Origin of the sequence: Rhodanobacter glycinis, assembly GCF_900114325.1 — a bacterium.
GTDB lineage: Bacteria > Pseudomonadota > Gammaproteobacteria > Xanthomonadales > Rhodanobacteraceae > Rhodanobacter_A > Rhodanobacter_A glycinis.
This window is the reverse complement of record NZ_FOSR01000005.1, coordinates 200,194-219,606: the sequence shown is the minus strand read 5'-3', so window position 1 is coordinate 219,606 and position 19,413 is coordinate 200,194. Positions and strand designations below refer to the sequence as shown.

Genomic DNA, 19,413 nt, shown 5'->3' with positions numbered 1-19,413 from the left:
GATGACCATGATCATCTGGATCGAACGGCCGCTCGCCATCGCCATCCATGAGCGCCAACTCGCCGAACATGGTGGCGGCACCGGCGTGCGCGACGAAAGCCTGCTGGATTCGGCGCTGGCACGCCCACAACAATTGCATAGCTACGGCGATCCACCGCCCGACCTCGCCGATCTCGCTGCCAGCCTCGCCTTCGGCCTGGCCCGGAATCACCCTTTCGTCGATGGCAACAAGCGCACGGCCGCGGTGACCTGCGAAACCTTCATCATGCTCAACGATGCCGTTCTGGATGCAGACGATCTCGATCTGTATCCACACTACGTCGCCCTCGCCGAAGGCAGCCTGTCCGAGGCCGAGTTCGCCAGCTGGCTGCGCGTGCATATCCGTCTCGACGACGACAAGCGCGTGAATGAAGCCGCCGCCTCGTATGGTCGCTGACGGCACCGAAATGGCGATCATGACTGACTGTCATTTCTCCCCCGGCCGAACGACGAGTCCGGCCAATGACCACGTCGATCAGCCACTGCACAGCCGGCAACTCAATCCAGTTCCTGCACGCCACCACCCGACACCGTCAGGATCTGCCCGCTGACCCAGCCCGCCGCGGGTGAGCACAGGAACAGCGCGGCGTTCGCCATGTCCTGCGGCTCGCCAAGCCGATGGATCGGCGTGTGCATCAGCATCGCCTTCTCGATATCGTCGTTCAGCACCGACTCCAGCGCTGCCGTACGCGTGGCGCCCGGCGCGATGCCGTTGATGCGGATGCCCATCGGGCCCAGATCGAATGCGATGTTGTGAATCAGGTGATTCGTTGCCGCTTTCGATGCGCTGTACGACGCCATGCGCTTGTTCTTGTTCTCGCCCGCCATCGAGGTGATCGCCAGGATCGCCCCGCCGCCGGCCTTCGCCATCTCCGGCGCGACCAGTTGCGCCAGACGGAACAGCGAAAACACGTTGAGATCGAACGCCCGGCGAAACTCCGCCATCGGCATGTCGAACGGTTTCGGGCCGCCACCGCCGGCATTGCTGACCAGGATGGTGAGCTTGCCGAACTTCGTCACCGTACCGCTGACCAGCGCGGCCAGATCCTCTTCCTTCGTTACATCACAAGGCATGCTTGCCGCCTTGCCACCCGCCGTCACGATGGCCTCGGCCACCGACTTCGCCGCATCCACGTCGCGGTCGCTGACCACCACCGCGGCACCCGCGGCGCCGAAAGTTTCGGCAATGGCGCGACCAATTCCCGCGCCGGCGCCGGTGATCACCGCCACCTGACCATCGATTCGAAAACTCTTCGGATCAAACATGTCTCGAACTCCGTGCACCGGAAAGAGCAGCAGCATCGTGCGACCTGTTGCGTGACGAAACCGAGATCGAGCGTGCGGCGAAAGCCATCCGGCCGATCCAGCGCCCATGCCACGACCGCTCATCCCGGGCCCGCCGCTGGCAGCCCGCTCGCCATGGCGCGGACTTCCATCGATGCATGACTTTTCCCTGCATCCCCAGCGCAACAAAAAAGTCAAAAAGCCCCCCTACTCTCGACGGCTTTCCTCCTCGCTTCGCCCCGGGACACTATGATCATGACGTCATGCATGCTGACAGGCCGTGCCATTGGCCGTGCGCGTTTTTCCAGGCGCCCGCTGGTCGTGGCCATCCGACAATCCCGTCGCATGGCATTCTGGTGTGCCACATCGCTGTCGTTTGCCGGCGTGGCCAATGCCGCAACCACGAATGGCCAGCCAGGCACGGCGATGCCGAGCAGCAGCTCGGCGAACATCACCAACACGAAGCAACTGGAGGAAGTGGAGGTGCGCGCCATCACCGCCTCCGCGATCACCCAGGCCCCGGTGCAAAGTGAGCTGGACGCGACGCAACCGCAGTCGGTGATCGGCCTGGACTACATCAACAACTACTCGGCGCCCACCGCCGACTACGCCAGCATCGCCAACATTGCACCGGCCGTGAGCAACATCAGTCCGGCCGGACCGGGGCTGGGCGAATCCAAGCAGATGACCCTGCGCGGCTTCAGCGACAACCAGTACAACGTCAGCTATGACGGCATTCCGTTCGGCGACACCAACGATTTCAGCCACCACACCAGCAGCTACTTCCCGGCCAAGATGATCGGCGAGATCAGCGTCGACCGTGGTCCCGGCAGTGCCAGCACGTTGGGCGCAGCGACGTTCGGCGGCACCGTGGCGCTGCGCTCGAAGGATGCGCGCGATACGTTCTCGTTCATCCCGACCTACAGCGTTGGCAGCTATGGCACTTCGCTGACCCACCTGGAGCTCGATACCGGGCGCATCGACAGCCTCAACGGCGGCAAGCTGATCGCCAGCGTGCAATACAACGACACCGACACCGCGAACACGCATTCGCCGATGCGGCGCACCACCGGTTACCTGAAATATGTGCAGCCGGTTGGCGAACGCACCGAGATCACCTTCCTCAGCAACTACAACACGATCCACTTCAACAAGCCGGACAAGGGCAAGTTGACCCAGCAGCAGATCGACACGCTGGGCCGCAACTTCGGGCTGAACACCGACCCGACCAGCACCGATTGCGACTGCTACAACTACCAGGACAAGAACACCGACATGGAATACCTGGGCGTCCGCAGCGACCTCACCGAAACCTGGCAGCTCGACAACAAGCTGTACACCTATGCCTACACCAATGGCAGCCACGAAAGCGCCTACGTCGGCACCAAGAGTTCGAAGACGGCGATGGGCGGCTATTACAAGGTCAACAACTACCGTGCCTGGGGCGACACGTTCAACCTGGCGCATACCGACGATCATGGCCAGCTCCGCGTCGGTGGCTGGTTTGAATACACCTCCAACGACCGCTCCAGCGTGGCGGTGGACTATGGCCGTGGTGGCGCGATCGACATCATGCCCGGCGAAAGCAATCCCTACGCGCCCTACAAGTACACGATGAATGATCGCTTGCGCACCACCCAGCTGTACGCCGAATACGCCTGGCAGGCCAGCGAGGCGCTGACCATCACGCCCGGCGTGAAGAACGTCGCCTTTACCCGTTACATCGACACGCCGTACAACCAGGGCACCAAGCTGCCATTGAAGTACCACCAGACCTGGCGCAAGACGCTGGGCTACCTCAGCGCCAACTACCGCCTCGGCAACGACTGGAGCATCTACGGACAGGCGGCACAGGGTTTCCTCGCGCCGAACCTCAACCAGTTCTACGTGCCCGACCCGCGCCTCAACCGCGCACGTCCCCAGCAGACGATGAACTACCAGTTCGGCACGGTATACAAGACCGACCGCTTCAACGCCGACGCCGACGTCTTCTTCATCGACTACAACCACTACCCGCTCAGCGCGGTCGACCCGGTCACCCACGACGACATCTACGCCACCGCCAAGGGTGCACGCATGCACGGCGTTGAAGCGGAAGCCACCTACTACGTCGGCAGCGGGGTGAGCGTGTTCGCCAACGGCTCGCTGCTCGATGCGCGCTTCAAGCGCTCCAGCCTGGACATTCCCAACATCCCCGACAGCACCGCGGCACTGGGCGTGAATTACGCGCAGGGCGGCTTCTTCGCCGCGCTGGCCGGCAAATACATCGGCGCACAGAAGGTCTACAACGGCGACTTCAATCCCGACGAAGCGACCTCGGTCACCGCCACCAGCAACAGCGGCGGCTTCTGGCGTGCCGCGCTCAGCCTAGGCTACGGCCAGAACCTCACCGGCTCGTTCATCAAGAGCTACAAGCTGAAGCTGCAGGTGGAGAACCTGTTCGATGCCAGGCAACAGGTCGCCGACTCGGTGAAGAAGGGCGACACCTACTACCTCGTGCTGCCCGGACGGAGCTGGTTCGCCTCCGTGTCGCTGGCACTCTGACATGCACCGGAGCACCCGCATGACCCTGAATTCCGCCCGCGCATGTGTTGCCGTGCTTGGTCTGGCGATGCTGAACATCGGCCACGCGCACACGACCAGGCCTTACCTCAGCGACGCCCAGTTGCACGCCTCCGTCGCGGTGCTGCCGGCACCCTCGGCATTGGGAACCGCCGAAGACGCCGCCGACCGCACCGTCACCTTCGAGGCCTACACCACACGGACCGCCGCACAGGCCACGCGTGCGAAGCAGGAAGAAAAATTCGGCGTGTTCTCGTTCGCGGCCGTGCTGGGTCCGGACTTCACCGCACAGCGGCTGCCCGCCACCGCCGCCCTGTTTGCCGAAGTGAAGAAGGAAACCAACCGCGCCAAGAACGAAGCCAAGCAAACCTGGCATCGCGAGCGACCGTGCCCGGTCAACTCGTGCCAGTGGGACCCGGAAGGCGATGCCGCCGACTGGAAGAACCGCGATTACGGCTACCCCAGCGGACACAGCACGCGGGCGACCGTATTCGCGCTGCTGCTCGGCCACCTGCTCCCGCAGCGCGCGGCGGCGCTTGACCGCTACGCGCGGGAAGTGGGTTGGCGCCGGGTCGTGCGTGGCGTGCACACGCCGCAGGACATCTTCGCCGGCCGCGTGCTGGGCCAGGCACTCGGGCGCGATTTCCTGTCCAGCCCCGCCATGCGCCACGACATGGAAGCGGCCGCCCGTGAACTGGAGGCGGCGGGCTTCAACACAAAGGTGCCGGCCAGCGAATGATGGCCCCACCGCGTCAAGACCCGGGTCTTGACGCGGCATTGCCGCAACAACCGTCAGGATCGTCCAACGTACCGGACTCGACCGGATGGGGATCCCACGCATGAGTGACTACGGCAGCCTTTCCCGCTACGCGCAGATCGGCGCGTTCCTGCTGCGCTATCGCAAGGCCGGATTGTTCGACGGGCTTGATCTTGATGTGCAGGAAAGCACCCTGGCGGACCAGGCCGACCAGGTTCCCGCAGGCCGGCCCGAACAGTTCGTCAATGACCTAGAAGCGCTCGGCCCCACCTTCATCAAGATCGGCCAGGCGCTGTCGACCCGCCCGGACATGGTGCCGCCGGCCTACATGAGTGCGCTGGAGCGCATGCAGGACGATGTGACGCCGGTGCCGGTCGCGGCCGTGCGCGCGGTGATCGAGGAAGAACTGGACGCGCGCATCACCACCTTGTTCAGCAGCTTCGATGACGAACCGCTGGCGACCGGCTCGATGGCGCAGGTGCATGCCGCGACGCTGCGCGATGGCCGTGCGGTGGTGGTCAAGGTGCAGCGGCCGCACATCGCGCAGACCCTGCGCGAGGACCTGGCGATCCTGGACAAGCTGGCCGGTGCGGCCGAGCGGATGACCGAGATGGGTCGTCGCTACGGCTTCGTCGACTGGGTCAGCGAGCTGCGCCACAGCCTCGCCAACGAGATCGACTTCGAGCTGGAAGCGGACAACCTGCGATGCTTCGCGGCCAATCTGGAATGTTATCCGCGGCTGTACGTGCCGCAGCCGGTGGAGGGTTTCACCACCACCCGCGTGCTGACCATGGATCGCGTGCACGGGGTCAAGGTGACTCACATACCACCGGTGCGGCGGATCGAGCAGCCGATGGGTGCCGAAGCGGCCGAGCTGATGCGCGCCTATCTCGACCAAGTGTTCGTGCACGGTCTGGTGCATGCCGACCCGCACCCGGGCAACGTGCTGTTGATGGACGACCGGCGGCTGGCGCTGTTCGATCTGGGCATGGTCGCGCGACTGACCCCGCGCACCCGCCGCAACCTGCTCAAGCTGCTGCTGGGCGCGATCGGCGGCAATGCCGACCAGGTCGGCGAGATCAGCGAGGCGATGGGCACCCAGCTGGAGGATTTCCAGCATGGCACCTATCGGCGACAGCTCGACCAGCTGGTATCCAGCTATGTGGGATTCCAGGGCGCCAAACGCGGCTTCTCCGAAGGGCGGCTGGTGCTGGAACTGGCCCGCATCGGTGCGGCCTGCGGACTGCGTCCACCGCCGGAGATGAGCATTCTGGGCAAGACCCTGCTCAACCTGGAAGCGGTCACCGATGCGCTGGATCCGAACCTCGATGTGCGCGCGCTGGTGGAGCAACACCTGCAGCAGGTCTTGCGCCAGCAAGCCATCAGCTCGATGTCACCAGCCAACCTGGCCAGCGAATGGCTGGACATGCAGGAACTGGCGCGACACACGCCGCAGCACATGGCGGCGATCCTGCGCACGCTGGCGGAGAACCGCCTGCGCGTACGCATCGACGGGCTGGAAGAGTCGCGCATGATGGAAAGCATGCAGAAGATCGCCAATCGCGTGGCCAGCGGCATCATCATCGCGGCGCTGGTGGTGGGCGCGGCACTGGTGAAGGGCACGGCAGACAGCGGCCGCTGGTTCGGCCTGCCTTACCTCGCGGTGATTTTTCTGGCCGTGGCCGTGGTTCTCGGCGGCAGCCTGCTGCTCAACGCACTGCGGCGCGACAGCAAGGTGGAGCGCGCGGCGGATCGGGAAACGGGCTGAAGCCTGAAAGGTGGAAAACCCATGGGGCCGCGCGGCCCCATGGGTTGATCAGTCATTCGACGCGATCACCAGTCACTCCGGCGGATCCTTGCGGCGGGTCTTGGTGACCGCGCCCAGGATGCCCAGGCCGAGCAACACCACCACGCCACCCACGATCCACTGGTTGGGTACATGGGCCAATACGGCGATGTAGGCGAGGCCGCCGATCACGATGATGATGCCGATCAGGTAGATGGCGAAGGAAGACATCGATGGCTCCTGTGCAAGTCGACGCGCCAGATCGGCGCGCCGAGGTGTGCCACATTGCAGTCGATCCGCCCTCATCGGCGCGTGAAGAGCTGGCGCGGATCCGCGCCAGCGTCACTTCAACGGTAATAGCCGCGCAACTGGTCGGCGAAAGCCGGGTCGGCGAAATTCGGCCAGCGATCCTTGTCGAAACCGGGTGCATCCTTCAGGCGTTCCTTGCTGACGTTGAGGATCAGGCACTTGTTTTCGCCATCGATCGCCAGCGATTCCCACGGCACGGCAAACAGCTTGTCGCCCATGCCCAGGATGCCGCCGTACGACAACACCGCATAAGCCACCTTGCCGGTGGAGGTCTCGATCATGATGTCCTTCAGGTCGCCCAGCGAATCGCCCTGGGGATTCTTGATGGCATCGCCGGAAAGAGTGGACGCGGAAAGGAAACGGGGTGCGGTAGTCATGGCATCTCCTTGTGGGAACGCACGGCGTGTATCGATGACCGTGCTGTTGGGGGTGCTGACAGCGTGGCGGCCCCGCCGTGAACCTGCGGTCCCCGCGCCGACCTGACGACTCCACACCCGGTTAACGGGTGGACGGACAACCCGCATCCGGGAGCTGCGGAATGAACCGCACGACAACCGCCGCCGTGGCTTGCACGACCATGACCCGCCACATCATCGCGCACGAGAAAGGCCGCCATCCTTCCGGACAGCGGCCTTCGGTTTTGCGTCAGGCAACGCGCAGCGGAATCACTCGTCCGCGAATGTCCCCGCCTTCACCATCACCAGCTTCTTCGGGTCCAGATGCTTGCGAATCGCCGCGTTGATCTGCGCGACGGTCAGTGCTTTCGGCGTCTCCTCTACGGCATGGAGCCGGCCATGGTGACCACATTCTTGGCGTCCATCGAGTAAACCACCACATCGATGGCACCGATGTGGCTGCGCTGCGGACGCTCGGCGATCGACGCATTGACCGTGGCTGCCATGACGCGGGTGCTCGCGGTGAAAGCCAGTCAGGTCGAGCGTGGAAGACGACTTCCCGTTCACCGACCCATTAACGGAGACCGATTTGGGTACTCGCAACCCGAAAAACAGTCCGAACGCGGCCGATCCCAGGCGGATCGGGGCGACGGTTACTGTTGGGAAGCGCCTTCGATGCCCATGCCGTCGATGCTGGTGATAGCGGCCGGATCGAACCCCGCCAGCTCGGCGAAACGGCGGCCGCGCGCGGCGTAGTCCTTGAACTGGTCGAAGCTGGGCGCGCCGGGTGACAGCAGCACCACGCCGCCTTCCGGGGTGACGATGCGGGCCATCGCCACCGCGTCGGTGAAATCCTCGGCTTCGCCCAGGGGCAATTCGGTTTTCGCCTGTCGCAACGCCTGCGCGATGCGCGGGCCGTTGGCGCCCTGGGCGACGATGCGCAGGTGCGCGCGATTCTTCGTCGCCCGCACGAAATCCGACCAGTCCAGCCCGCGATCATGGCCACCCACGATCACCGTGACTTCGCGTTCGCCCAAGCTGTCCAGCGCGGCCAGCGTGGCTTGCGGGGTGGTGCTGATCGAGTCGTTGATCCAGCTCACCCCGTCGCGCTCGCCCAGCGACTGCAGGCGGTGCGGCAACGCCTGGAAGGTCGCCAGCGCGGGCGCAGCCTTCACGGCGTCGAAACCCATGGTTTCCAGCGCAGCCAGCGCGGCGCAGGCGTTCAGGGCATTGTGCAGGCCGGGCGCCGCCATCGATGCAAGATCGAACACGACCTCTTCGCCACGACGGATCGCACCGTCGGCCACGTGCCAGCCCTCAGGCGTGCCGAACAGCAGCCGATGCGAGTGCGCCGCGGTGTGCGCGAGCAGCGTCGGCTGCAGGCCGTTGACCAGCAGCGTGCGAGACACGTCGGCGAGCTTTAGCTTGTCGGCCACGTAGCGTTCGCGCGAGCCGTGCCAATCGAGATGTTCCTCGTACAGGCTGGTGACCACGCCCAATTCCAGCGGACCGGCTTCGCCGGTCTGGAAACTGGACAATTCCACCGCCCACAACTCCGCGTTTTGGCCCTGCAACTCCAGCAGCGGCAGGCCGATATTGCCGGCCAACGCCGTGCGCACGCCAAGCGAGCGCGCCAGATGCGCAACGAAGGCAGTGGTGGTGCTTTTGCCCTTGGTGCCGGTGATCGCGATCACGCGTGCATCCGGGTTTTCCGCGAACCACAGCGCGGTGCCGGAAGTGAACGCAGTGCCCTGTGCCTGCGCGGTAACGATAGCGGGTTTGTAAGCGGAAATGCCCGGCGATTTCACCACCACGTCATAGGCCGACAGCGCCACCGCTTCCGGCTCGTGGCCGTAGACCGTGAGCGCGGGATCGAAGTCGCGCGCAGCGGCGACCTCGTCTTCGCGACAATAGAGTGCCAGCGGCAGCTCCGGAAGCCGCTGGTGAATCGCGCGGATCGCTGCACGCCCCTCACGACCGAAGCCCCAGACAGCGATACGTCGACCCGCCAGTTCAGTGATGCGCATCGACCCGCCTCACCCGTAGGAGCGCACCCTGTGCGCGATGGCTTTTTGCCTCGATAACCGTGCAAGAGCATCGCGCACAGGGTGCGCTCGTACAGACAGATACGCTCATGCGTCGATGGCCTTGAGCGCCGCCTGCAACCGTGCCGGCACGCGATGTTCGGCAGACGGCTCCAGCCACGGTTCCAGCGCCAGCTGCGCGGCATCGAGCTGCGGCAGGATCTCGTCACGGAAGCGTGCGACCAATGCGTCTTCCTGCCATTCCGGCCGCTGGCTCAGCGTGTACATGGCCGCACGCGCCTCGGCACCCTCGCCCACGCATTCGAACGGCTTGTGGTCCTGGTATTCCAGCAACGCGTCGAAACCGGCGGCCTGCGATTCGTCATCCAGCAGGTTGCGACCGAAGATCGACAACAGCCGCGGCTTGGGCAGGAACGGCGCCAGCGCCAGGAACACGAAGTGGCATTTCGGGCATTGGCCGCACCAGCGGTCAGCAGGCTTCGGGCCGAGGATGCGGAAGTTGCGGTTGCAGCTGGAGAACGCGTCGAAGTATGGCGTCAACCTGGCGAACGCGCGGGTGATCGCCAGCTCCGAGTACGGCCGCAGCAGCGAGCAGTAATCGAGGTCGGCGGCCACGTGCGAGTGCAGCCAATCGCCCAGCAGTTGCTCGAACGCGTAGCCCTTGCTCCACTGGTGATTCACCTGCTGGCCTTCGTACTCCAGCGTGGCGGCCGAAGCGGAGCGCTCGTTGGCGAAGGTGATGGAGTCGTAGCCGTACAGAATCGCGGCCACGGCAAGAATCGCCGAATTCACCGCCGTCACCGGGATATGTCCGTTCCACGCGCCCAGCCGGTTCAGCTCGAACAATTCCGGTGCCAGCTCGCGCTGGATGTTCAGCATGGGCAGGCCGGTGCGCTCGGCGCAGGCAGCGATCAGCGGCGAATTGCCGATCCATACCGCCGTGGCTTCGCCGCCGATGGCTTTGATCGCCTCCACTGCGACGAGGGAATCCTTGCCGCCGCCGATGGGGACGAGGGTGCGCTTGGGCAGGCCCAGAACCGGGGCCGCGTTCTTTTCAACGCCCGGCGAGGTTGACCCCTCACCCCGACCCTCTCCCCGGAGGAGAGAGGAAGATATTGTGCTTCGCGGGAAATTGATGCGGCCACGCAGGTCAAGGCCGTTGCGATAAGCGAACTCGGCCAGACCGTGCAAGTAGAGCGCCTCGACCAGATGGGCCGTGGCGCCGTCCAGCGGACCGTCGGCCAGCTCGATCTTCGGTGGCACGCCGGCCTTGTAATAGCTGACGCCGGCGACCAGGTGCAGCAGTTTCAGCGCGGCATCGAACGCCCCCTGCCGCGCAGCCGGCACAGCCGGCGCGTTCGGAAAGCGGATGCGTTCCACCAGCGGCTCGCCGTCGTCGAAGGCGTAAGCCAGCTCGGCCACGCCATCGGCGTAGCGTGCATGCAGGAAACGAAACACCTGGGTCAGGCGCGGTTGGATGGTCATTGTCACTCTCGATACTCCGCATGCCCTACTCCCTCTCCCCTCCGGGGAGAGGGCTGGGGTGAGGGGCCGGACTTGCCAAGGCCTCCAGAATCACCTCGAGCACGCCCTCGATATTAGTCAGTGCTTCATTGTCCCAGAAACGCAGCACTCGGTAGTCCATGGTGTGCAGCTTTCGGGTGCGCGCCTCGTCATATGCCACCTGTTCGTCATGCTGGCTGCCGTCCAGTTCAACGATCAAGCCCGCATCCGGACAGACAAAATCGGCGATGTAGCGGTCGATTTCTTGCTGGCGGCGGAATTTTCAACCTTGCAGGCGACGGTTGCGCAGGTGGTGCCAGAGACGCTGCTCGGCATTCGTCTGACTCACCCGTAAATCTCGTGCCCGCTCCACGTTCAGGCGCTTCATCCTTGAAGCCTCGCTTTCTTGGTTACTCCGTTGCGAGCACCCGCCCCTCACCCCAACCCTCTTCCTCGCTCCTCAGAGCAGGGCCATCCATGGCCCTTCCCCGCGTCCCAGAGGGGAGAGGGAGAAAATCGCGGGCTCAGTCGTCCAGCACGATTTCCTCGGTATCACCACGCAGGTTGTACGGCGAGGACATCACCTTGCCGTAGGCACCGGCCTGGGCGACCAGGATCACGTCGCCTTCCTGCGGCTCCGGCAGGCGGCGGTCGCTGCCCAGCACGTCGCCGCTTTCGCAGATCGGTCCCACCACCTGGAACAACGCGGTGGCCGGCTCGTCGAGACGGGTGAGATTGGCGATTTCGTGCCAGGCGTCGTACAGCGCGGGGCGGATCAGGCTATTCATGCCGGTGTCCACACCCAGATAACGCCAACTGCCCTTGCCCTTGGTCTGGGTGACGTGGGTCAGCAGCACGCCGGCATCGGCCACCAGGTAGCGGCCCGGTTCCATCCACAACTGGTAGTGCGGATAGGCCGCCTTGACCTGGCGCAGCACCGCGTCCAGTTCGCCGATGTCCAGGCTGGACTCGCCCGGGTGCGATGGCACGCCAAGTCCACCACCGATATTGAGGAAGGCGATGCTGCCGATGCGCTCGGCCAGACTGGCGAGCTGACCATAGACCTCGCCCCAATGGTTGGCATCGAGCACGCCCGAGCCCAGGTGCGCGTGCAGGCCACGCACGATCACGCCATGCGCGTCGGCGTGGCGCAGAAAGCTGTCAAGCTGCTCGATCGGCAGGCCGAACTTGCTGCCGCTGCCACCGGTGCGAACCTTTTCGTGATGACCCAGGCCGCGGCCGAGGTCGACCCGCAAGGAAATTTCGCGACCACGGAACAGTTCGCCCCAGTGCTCGATCGGATGCAACGCATCCAGCGTGATGGTGGCGCGCGTGGCCAGCCCACGCTCGAAATCCCCGCGCGAGGCGAAGTTGGGCGTGAACAACAGCGGCACGCTTTCCGGCACCACCGCCGTCACCGCATCCAGCTCGCCCGGCGACACGCATTCAAAGGCGAAGCCTTCGTCCACCAGGGCACGCAGGATCGCCGGATGCGTGTTTGCCTTCACCGCGTAGTGCACGCGATCGACCGCGCCCAGCGACTTCAGTGCCCGCGCCTGCCTGCACACCGTCGGCAGGTGGTAGACATAGCGCGGCGTGGCTTCGGCGGCGATGTCGAGCAGGCGCTGGCGCTGCGCACCGTCACGCCACCACGCAGTCGACGGGACCACGTCGCCGCTGCCGTACAGACTCTGCCAGCTAGGCCCGAACAGCGCGCTGTCGTCGGTGCGCAGTGCACCGGCGGAAATCAGCAATTCGTGCAGATGCGGGATCAGCGTGTCGACCACATCCTCGTCCACCACGAAGGTGAGGTTGAGGTTGTTGGACGACTGCGAGATCAGGTGCACGCGCAACTGGTCGAACTCGGCCAGCACGCTGGACAAGGTATGCAGCATCGAACGCATGCCGCGCCCGACCAGGGTGATCGCCGCGCACGGCGCGATCACCTTGACCCGGCACACCTTGGCCAGGTCGCCGGCCAGGGCCGCAATGGCGTCGGAATCGAGCAGGTTTTCGGTGGGATCGAGCGACACGGTGACGTTGGTTTCGGCCGAACCGATCAGGTCCACCGACAGGCCGTGCTGCTTGAACTGCGCGAACACGTCGGCCAGGAAGCCGACCTGCTGCCACATGCCCACCGATTCCATCGAGATCAGGGTGATGCCCTTGCGCGCGCTGACCGCCTTGACGCTGGGCGCGTGCTCGCGCACCTGCGGGCCGATCACCGTGCCTTCCAGCTCGGGCCGGTTAGTGTCCTTCACCAGCAGCGGCACGCGCGACTCGCGCAATGGCGACAGGCAACGCGGATGCAGCACCTTGGCGCCGGTGGAGGCGATTTCCTGGGCCTCCTCGTAATCCAGTTTCTGCAGCAGCCGCGCACCGGATACCTGGCGCGGATTGGCGGTGAACATGCCGGCCACGTCGGTCCAGATCTCCACCCGCAGCGCCCGCAGCAAGGCGCCGAAGTAGGACGCCGAGGTATCCGAGCCGCCGCGACCGAGCAGCACCGTGCGTCCTTCGCTCTCGCGGGCGATGAAACCCTGGGTGATGAACACGTCGCCCAGCGCAGCGAGGCGGTCACTGAGTGCCGGATCGGGCTTGGTCTCGACCATCGCCGAAAGCAGCTTGGTGCGCTCGTTCTGGTTGGGCAGCGCGATGGCGGACAGGCAGTCGCGCGCGTCCACCCACTGCGTGGGCAAGCCGCTATGGGTGAGGAAGGCCGCGCCCAGCGTGCTGGAAAGCAGCTCGCCGTGCGCCTGCACCTGCGCCTGCCAGGCCAGTTCGCCCAGCTTCGCCGAACCGGTCTCGGCCAGCGCCAGCAAATCCTTGAGGCGAGCCTCCAAGGTGGCCGGCACGGCCAGTCCCATATGGTCCAGCAACTCGTAATGGCGCTGCTCGATGGCCCGCGCGGATTCGATGCGTTTGCCCTTGTCGCCCTGTGCGCACAGTTGTTTGAGCGCATCGGTGATGCCGGACAGCGCGGAGACGACGATCACCACGCGCGCGCCTTCGGCACGACGGGAGGCAGCCAGCTCCATGATGTTCTGCCAGCGCGGCAGGGTGGCGACACTGGTGCCGCCGAACTTCATCACGATCCAGGGTGCGCCGGCGGAAAGCGGCGCAAGGGCATTCGAGGTCACGGGCTTGAGTCAGTGGTTGGGAATGGATCCCCCAGTGTTGCGCCGCAGCAGCCGAAATGCAACGGGATATGCCTTTTCGGCATTTGGACGTCTAGATGTCCATCTTTTAGAGCACTCCCTCTCCGCTCCGGGGAAAGGGCTGGGGTGAGGGGCCAATCTTGCGAGGACCCTGTCCCTATCGTCATTCCAGCGAAAGCCGGAATCCAGTGACTTCAGGCCATTTCCAAGCGCAAAGGCACTGGATCCCGGCTTTCGCCGGGATGACGGGATACACGCGTTGCGCGAGGGTGGTTGACCCCTCCTCAATCCTCCCCTGCCTGCAGGGGAGGAGGCGAAGGCGTGCGCCATGCGCAGGCTTTTATTCGATAACAGCGAGGGGAATCTTGCCGATCTTCGTGCGCCATTCCTTCGGGCCGGTCTGGTGCACCGAGGTGCCGGCGCTGTCCACCGCCACGGTCACCGGCATGTCCTTCACCTCGAACTCGTAGATCGCTTCCATGCCCAGGTCCTCGAAAGCCAGCACTTTCGAGGATTTGATCGCCTTGGACACCAGGTAGGCGGCGCCGCCTACGGCCATCAGATAGACCGACTGGTGCTTCCTGATCGCCTCGATCGCGGCCGGACCGCGCTCGGCCTTGCCAACCATGCCGAGCAGGCCGGTCTGCGCCAGCACCTGTTCGGTGAACTTGTCCATGCGCGTGGCGGTGGTGGGGCCGGCCGGGCCGACCACTTCCTCGCGCACCGGATCGACCGGGCCGACGTAATAGATGAAGCGGCCCTTGAAATCGACCGGCAACGGCTCGCCGCGATCAAGCATGCCGACGATGCGCTTGTGCGCGGCGTCGCGGCCAGTCAGCAGCTTGCCGTTGAGCAACACCACCTCGCCCGGCTTGAAGCTGGCGACTTCTTCCTTGGTGATGGTGTCCAGGTTCACCCGGCGCGCGTTCTGCGGGCTGTAGGTGAGCTTGGGCCAGTCGTCCAGCGACGGCGGATCCAGCGTCACCGGGCCGCTGCCGTCGAGCACGAAGTGCGCGTGGCGCGTGGCGGCGCAGTTCGGAATCATCGCCACCGGCAGGTTGGCCGCGTGGGTGGGGTAATCCCTCACCTTGACGTCGAGCACGGTGGTAAGGCCGCCCAGGCCCTGCGCGCCGATACCCAGCGCGTTGACCTTCTCGAACAACTCGATGCGCAGTTCCTCGGCACGATTGGCCGGACCGCGGGCGATCAGCTCCTGGATGTCGATCGACTCCATCAGCGCTTCCTTCGCCATCAGCATCGCCTTCTCGGCAGTGCCACCGATGCCGATGCCGAGCATGCCGGGCGGGCACCAGCCGGCGCCCATGGTCGGCACGGTCTTCAACACCCAATCGACAATGGAATCGGACGGATTGAGCATGACGAATTTCGACTTCGCCTCCGAGCCGCCGCCCTTGGCCGCCACGATCACTTCCACGGTGTCGCCCGGCACCACCGACACATTCACTACCGACGGCGTGTTGTCCCTGGTGTTGACGCGCTTGCCGGCCGGATCGGCCAGCACGCTGGCGCGCAATTTGTTGTCCGGATCGAGATAGGCGCGGCGCACGCCTTCGTTGGCCATGTCCTCCACGCCCATGGTGGCGTCGTCCCAGCGTACGTTCATGCCGATCTTCAGGAACACGGTGACGATGCCGGTGTCCTGGCACAGCGGCCGGTGGCCCTCGGCCGCCATGCGCGAGTTGATCAGGATCTGCGCCATCGCGTCTTTCGCCGCCGGCGATTCCTCACGCTCATACGCAGCGGCGAGGCTCTTGATGTAATCGACCGGGTGGTAGTAGCTGATGTACTGCAGGGCGTCCGCGACGGACTGGATCAGGTCGGCTTGCTTGATGGCTGTCATGGCGATGGCTTTTGGATGGAAAGGCAGGTTGCCGCGCACAGCTTGCCGCGGCACCAAACTGCCTATTGTAGCGAACGGGCCCAGCCCTCGCCGCAGGGCCGCCCCGGCGCGAAAAACTGCGACATGGGAACCGGTAGCGTCTCGCGGCCCGGGCTAACGTCGAGGTGTCGGCATTGCAGATGCTCGGGGGGCCTGCACGCCGACGGGGAAAGAGAAAGAGCACTCACACACTCTGGCCGCGACGATCCGTCGTCGGCATGCCGACGCACGCGCCGCATGGATGGCCAGCGATACCTCGTCAACTCAAGGAATCCCGATCATGTCCACCCGTCTTCACCCCCGCAGCCTCGCCTGCTCGATGGCGCTGGCACTCGCAGGCTTTTCCGCCACGGCGGCGGCCGCCCCGCAGATGCAGGCCAGCGTCGACATGGGCGCGGCCAACGCCAGCCAATCGGCGCACGTCACCCTGGTCCTGAAACTGCGCAACCGCGATGCGCTGGCGCAGTACATTCGCGACACCGTGACCCCGGGCAGTCCGCATTTCCAGCAATTCCTGAGCACCCGCCAGTTCGCCAGCCAATACGGCGCCAGCGCCACGGATATCGCCAGGGTGCAGGCGTGGCTGCGCCAGCAAGGCCTGGCCAGCACGGTGATGGCGAACCACCTGGCCATCCGCACCACCGGCACGCTGCGCCAGTTCGAAACGGCCTTCCGTACGTCCATCCACGATTACGCGTCGCGCAGCGGCGGACGGTCATTCCGCCGCCCAGTCGCGCAGCCGGCATTTCCGGCGGACATCGCCAACCTGATCGCCACCACCACCGGGCTCGATACGCAGCGTACGTTCCAGTCGCACCGCATCCGTACCCTGCCGCTGTCCGGCCAGCACACCGTGCTGCCGATGCTGCGCACCGCCAAGACCGGCAACCCCACCGCCACCGGCATCCCGGGCAGCTACACCGTGGGCGACGTCGCCGATTTCTACCACATCAACCCGCTGTACCAGCATGGCATCACCGGCAAGGGCTCGACGGTGGCCATCGTCACCCTGTCCAACTTCGATCCGGCCGATGCCACCGCCTACTGGAACGACATCGGCCTGACCACCAAGCCGAACCGCATCACCCAGGTGCATGTGGATGGCGGTGGCGCGATCGACGGCGGCAGCGGCGAAACCGCGCTGGACGTGGAACAGGCCGGCGGCCTGGCGCCCGATGCGAACATCGTCGTCTACGACGCGCCGAACGCGGGCAACGGCTTCATCGACGCCTTCGCGCAAGCCGTCTCGGACAACACCGCCGACAGTATTTCCACCAGTTGGGGCGGCCCGGAGATCTACAACTTCGCCGCCCTCAACGTGAACGGCGCCAGCGATACCGACACTACCGACGTCGGCGACCTGGTGGCCTTCGACGAAGTGCTGATGGAAGCCGCCGCGCAAGGGCAATCGGTGTTCGCCGCCTCCGGCGACTCCGGTGCCTACGACACCGTGCGCGGACTCGGCTTCGGCGGTGGCCCGGGCCAGTTCAACGCGCCCCTGACGGTGGATTCGCCCGCCTCCGACCCGTACATCACCGCCGCCGGCGGCACCACCGTGCCCTACAGCTTCAGCGTCACCGGCGGCCCCACCGCCACGATCGCGAAGGAAAGCGTGTGGGGCTGGGATTACCTGGAAACCTACCTCGATGCCAACGAACCGACTGATGGCGGCTGGCACCAGTACCTGTACTCGGTGGGCGGCGGTGGCGGCGTCAGCGTGTACTGGCACACGCCGTTCTACCAGGCGTTCACTCAGGGCATCCGGCGCAGCCAGCCGAAGCAGACGCTGGTCTACAACGACCCCGCCAGCGGTCCGTATACGTATCTGAAGCTGCCGGCGCATTTTCGCGGCCGCAACGTACCCGACATCTCGCTAAATGCCGATCCGCAGACCGGCTACATCGTGGTCTCCAGTTCAGACGGCGGCATCATTTCCGAAGGCGGTACCAGCTTCGTGGCGCCGCAGCTCAACGGCATCAGCGCCCTGCTGACGCAGAGTTCCGGGCATCGCGTGGGCTTCTGGAATCCGCAGGTGTACCTGTTGCAGAACGTGTTCGGCTACGGCGCATGGTCGCCGTTCCACGCCGTGCGTGCCGGCGACAACTGGTTCTACGAGGGCAAACCGCACTACACGCCCGGCGCCGGCATCGGCACGCTGGACGTGGCCAACCTCGCACTGTTCCTGAAGGGCGGATTCTGATCGACGCACGCACATCCCGACGCCTCGCGCCGGGATGTGCAAAACAGCGCCTCGCCGACGCTTGCCGGCGAGGCGCCCTGCCGCCATGCTTCCGCATCCTTTGCCAATGCATGGCCCCATGTCCGATCCCAACCCCGGCTACGTCCGCCGCTTGCGCCTGTGGGATGCCGCGCTGATCGTGATCGGCGGCATCATTGGCGGCGGTATCTTCCTCAACCCGTACATCGTGGCGCAGCGCACCGGTTCCAGCGTCACGCTGCTGCTGATGTGGGTGGGCGCGGGCGTACTGACCCTGATCGGCGCGCTGTGCTACGCGGAACTGGGCGCGCGCCGGCCGCAGGCCGGCGGCAGCTATGTATACCTGCGCGAGGCGTTCGGGCCACTGGCCGGCTTCCTGTTCGGCTGGACCATGCTGCTGGTGATCTACTCCGGTTCCAGCGCGGCGGTGGCGACAATCTTTGCCAGCTATGCGGCGGCGGTGTTCGGCCTGCCGGCGTCGGCCACATTGCCGCTGACCGTAGCCGCGCTGGTGTTCGTGGCCGGCATCAACCTGTTCGGCCTGCGCCTGGGCGTGCAGGTGCAGAACCTGTTCACCGTGCTGAAATTGCTGGCGGTGGCGGTACTGGTGGCGTGCGGGCTGTTCCTGGCCGGAGCTGGTGGCGGCCATGTGCTGGCGCCCGATCCGGCCCGCGCGCACGTAGGCTTCATGGGCGCGGCCTTGCCGGTGCTGTTCGCCTATTCCGGCTTCACCTACCTCAACAACCTGGCCGGCGAAGTGCGCGAGCCGCAACGCACGCTGCCCCGTGCATTGGTGTTGGGCATGCTTGGCGTGATCGCCGCCTATGCACTGGTCAACGTGGCCTATCTGGCGGTGCTCGGCCATGCCGGGCTGGCCGCCAGCACCACGCCTGCGGCCGAGGTGATGCAGCGGGTGTTCGGCCCGATCGGCGCGCGACTGATCGCGCTGGGCATCGCCATTTCCACGCTGGGTTTCTGCAACATCACCCTGGTGGCCGGCGCGCGCGTGCTGCAGGTGATGGGCGAGGACGGGCTGTTCTTCCGCTCAGTCGGCCGCCTGCATCCGCGTTACCGCACGCCGAACGTGGCGCTGCTGCTGCTTTCCGGCTGGGCCATCCTGCTGGCGGTGTCGGGCAGCTACGGGCAGTTGCTGGATTACGCTACCTTCGGCGACTGGCTGGCCTGCGCGGTCGGCGTGGCCACGCTGTTCTGGTACCGCCGGCACCGCGACGACACGGTGAGTTTCCGCGTGCCGGGCTATCCGTGGCTGCCGCTGCTGTTCATCGCCACGGTGGCGCTGGTAGTGGCGCAAAGCCTGCACGACAGCCCGCGCAACACCGGCATCGGCCTGCTGATCATCGCCGCCGGCGCACCGGTGTACTTCGTCTGGCGTCGTCTGTTCAGCCGCGACCAGCCCTAAACGGGCGCTGCGATGCCACAATGCGCAGATAGGTCCA

Annotated in this window: 14 protein-coding genes and 1 pseudogene; 6 read left to right on the top strand and 9 right to left on the bottom strand. The window is 65.4% G+C overall.

The genetic code is table 11. The features are described 5' to 3' along the window. The first annotated feature begins 7 nt into the window (after positions 1-7). Positions 8-436, top strand: coding sequence for a type II toxin-antitoxin system death-on-curing family toxin (locus BMY90_RS07810; protein WP_092703077.1), 429 nt, complete (start codon positions 8-10; stop codon positions 434-436). A 101-nt stretch (positions 437-537) separates the two neighbouring features. On the opposite strand, the gene hdhA is transcribed toward BMY90_RS07810, so the two are convergent. Then, positions 538-1,305, bottom strand: a complete 768-nt coding sequence (hdhA, locus tag BMY90_RS07805; protein ID WP_092702998.1) for a 7-alpha-hydroxysteroid dehydrogenase — start codon at positions 1,303-1,305, stop codon at positions 538-540. 363 nt (positions 1,306-1,668) lie between these two features. Between hdhA and BMY90_RS07800 the strand changes: the two genes are divergently transcribed. The 3 genes from BMY90_RS07800 (at position 1,669) to BMY90_RS07790 (ending at position 6,410) form a co-directional block, all read left to right on the top strand. Further along, the gene (locus tag BMY90_RS07800) at positions 1,669-3,867 is read left to right on the top strand and encodes a TonB-dependent receptor (RefSeq protein ID WP_245734982.1); all 2,199 of its coding nucleotides are present in this window, start codon (positions 1,669-1,671) and stop codon (positions 3,865-3,867) included. Between the two features lie 19 nt (positions 3,868-3,886). Continuing rightward, on the top strand, positions 3,887-4,624 hold the full coding sequence (locus tag BMY90_RS07795; RefSeq protein ID WP_175481523.1) for a phosphatase PAP2 family protein: 738 nt from the start codon (positions 3,887-3,889) through the stop codon (positions 4,622-4,624). Positions 4,625-4,724: 100 nt separating this feature from the next. Further along, a complete protein-coding gene (locus BMY90_RS07790; protein WP_092702992.1) occupies positions 4,725-6,410 on the top strand; it encodes an ABC1 kinase family protein in 1,686 nt (561 codons plus the stop codon). Between the two features lie 72 nt (positions 6,411-6,482). Here BMY90_RS07790 and BMY90_RS17210 read toward each other — a convergent pair whose 3' ends face one another. The 8 genes and pseudogenes from BMY90_RS17210 to BMY90_RS07760 form a co-directional block, all read right to left on the bottom strand. Continuing rightward, on the bottom strand, positions 6,483-6,659 hold the full coding sequence (locus BMY90_RS17210) for a hypothetical protein (RefSeq protein WP_008210460.1): 177 nt from the start codon (positions 6,657-6,659) through the stop codon (positions 6,483-6,485). Positions 6,660-6,775: 116 nt separating this feature from the next. Then, positions 6,776-7,114: a PRC-barrel domain-containing protein gene (locus BMY90_RS07785; RefSeq protein ID WP_092702990.1), complete on the bottom strand. Its 339-nt coding sequence runs from the start codon at positions 7,112-7,114 to the stop codon at positions 6,776-6,778. A 398-nt stretch (positions 7,115-7,512) separates the two neighbouring features. Next, on the bottom strand, positions 7,513-7,638 hold the full coding sequence (locus tag BMY90_RS17490; protein WP_256364896.1) for a hypothetical protein: 126 nt from the start codon (positions 7,636-7,638) through the stop codon (positions 7,513-7,515). Positions 7,639-7,785: 147 nt separating this feature from the next. Next, positions 7,786-9,159: a UDP-N-acetylmuramoyl-L-alanine--D-glutamate ligase gene (gene murD / locus BMY90_RS07780; protein ID WP_092702988.1), complete on the bottom strand. Its 1,374-nt coding sequence runs from the start codon at positions 9,157-9,159 to the stop codon at positions 7,786-7,788. Positions 9,160-9,264: 105 nt separating this feature from the next. Then, positions 9,265-10,668: a UDP-N-acetyl-alpha-D-muramoyl-L-alanyl-L-glutamate epimerase gene (gene murL / locus BMY90_RS07775; protein WP_092702986.1), complete on the bottom strand. Its 1,404-nt coding sequence runs from the start codon at positions 10,666-10,668 to the stop codon at positions 9,265-9,267. Between the two features lie 19 nt (positions 10,669-10,687). Continuing rightward, a pseudogene (locus BMY90_RS07770) lies at positions 10,688-11,068 on the bottom strand (endonuclease domain-containing protein). A 136-nt stretch (positions 11,069-11,204) separates the two neighbouring features. Continuing rightward, positions 11,205-13,820, bottom strand: a complete 2,616-nt coding sequence (locus BMY90_RS07765) for a bifunctional aspartate kinase/diaminopimelate decarboxylase (RefSeq protein WP_281244047.1) — start codon at positions 13,818-13,820, stop codon at positions 11,205-11,207. Positions 13,821-14,178: 358 nt separating this feature from the next. Then, positions 14,179-15,699: a fumarate hydratase gene (locus BMY90_RS07760; RefSeq protein WP_092702984.1), complete on the bottom strand. Its 1,521-nt coding sequence runs from the start codon at positions 15,697-15,699 to the stop codon at positions 14,179-14,181. A 319-nt stretch (positions 15,700-16,018) separates the two neighbouring features. Here BMY90_RS07760 and BMY90_RS07755 point away from each other — a divergent pair, with 319 nt between their 5' ends. Continuing rightward, the gene (locus tag BMY90_RS07755; RefSeq protein WP_245734981.1) at positions 16,019-17,938 is read left to right on the top strand and encodes a S53 family peptidase; all 1,920 of its coding nucleotides are present in this window, start codon (positions 16,019-16,021) and stop codon (positions 17,936-17,938) included. 118 nt (positions 17,939-18,056) lie between these two features. Continuing rightward, positions 18,057-19,376 carry an APC family permease gene (locus BMY90_RS07750; RefSeq protein WP_092703073.1) on the top strand — a complete coding sequence of 440 codons (1,320 nt, stop codon included), beginning with the start codon at positions 18,057-18,059 and terminating at the stop codon, positions 19,374-19,376. Positions 19,377-19,413 lie beyond the last annotated feature (37 nt).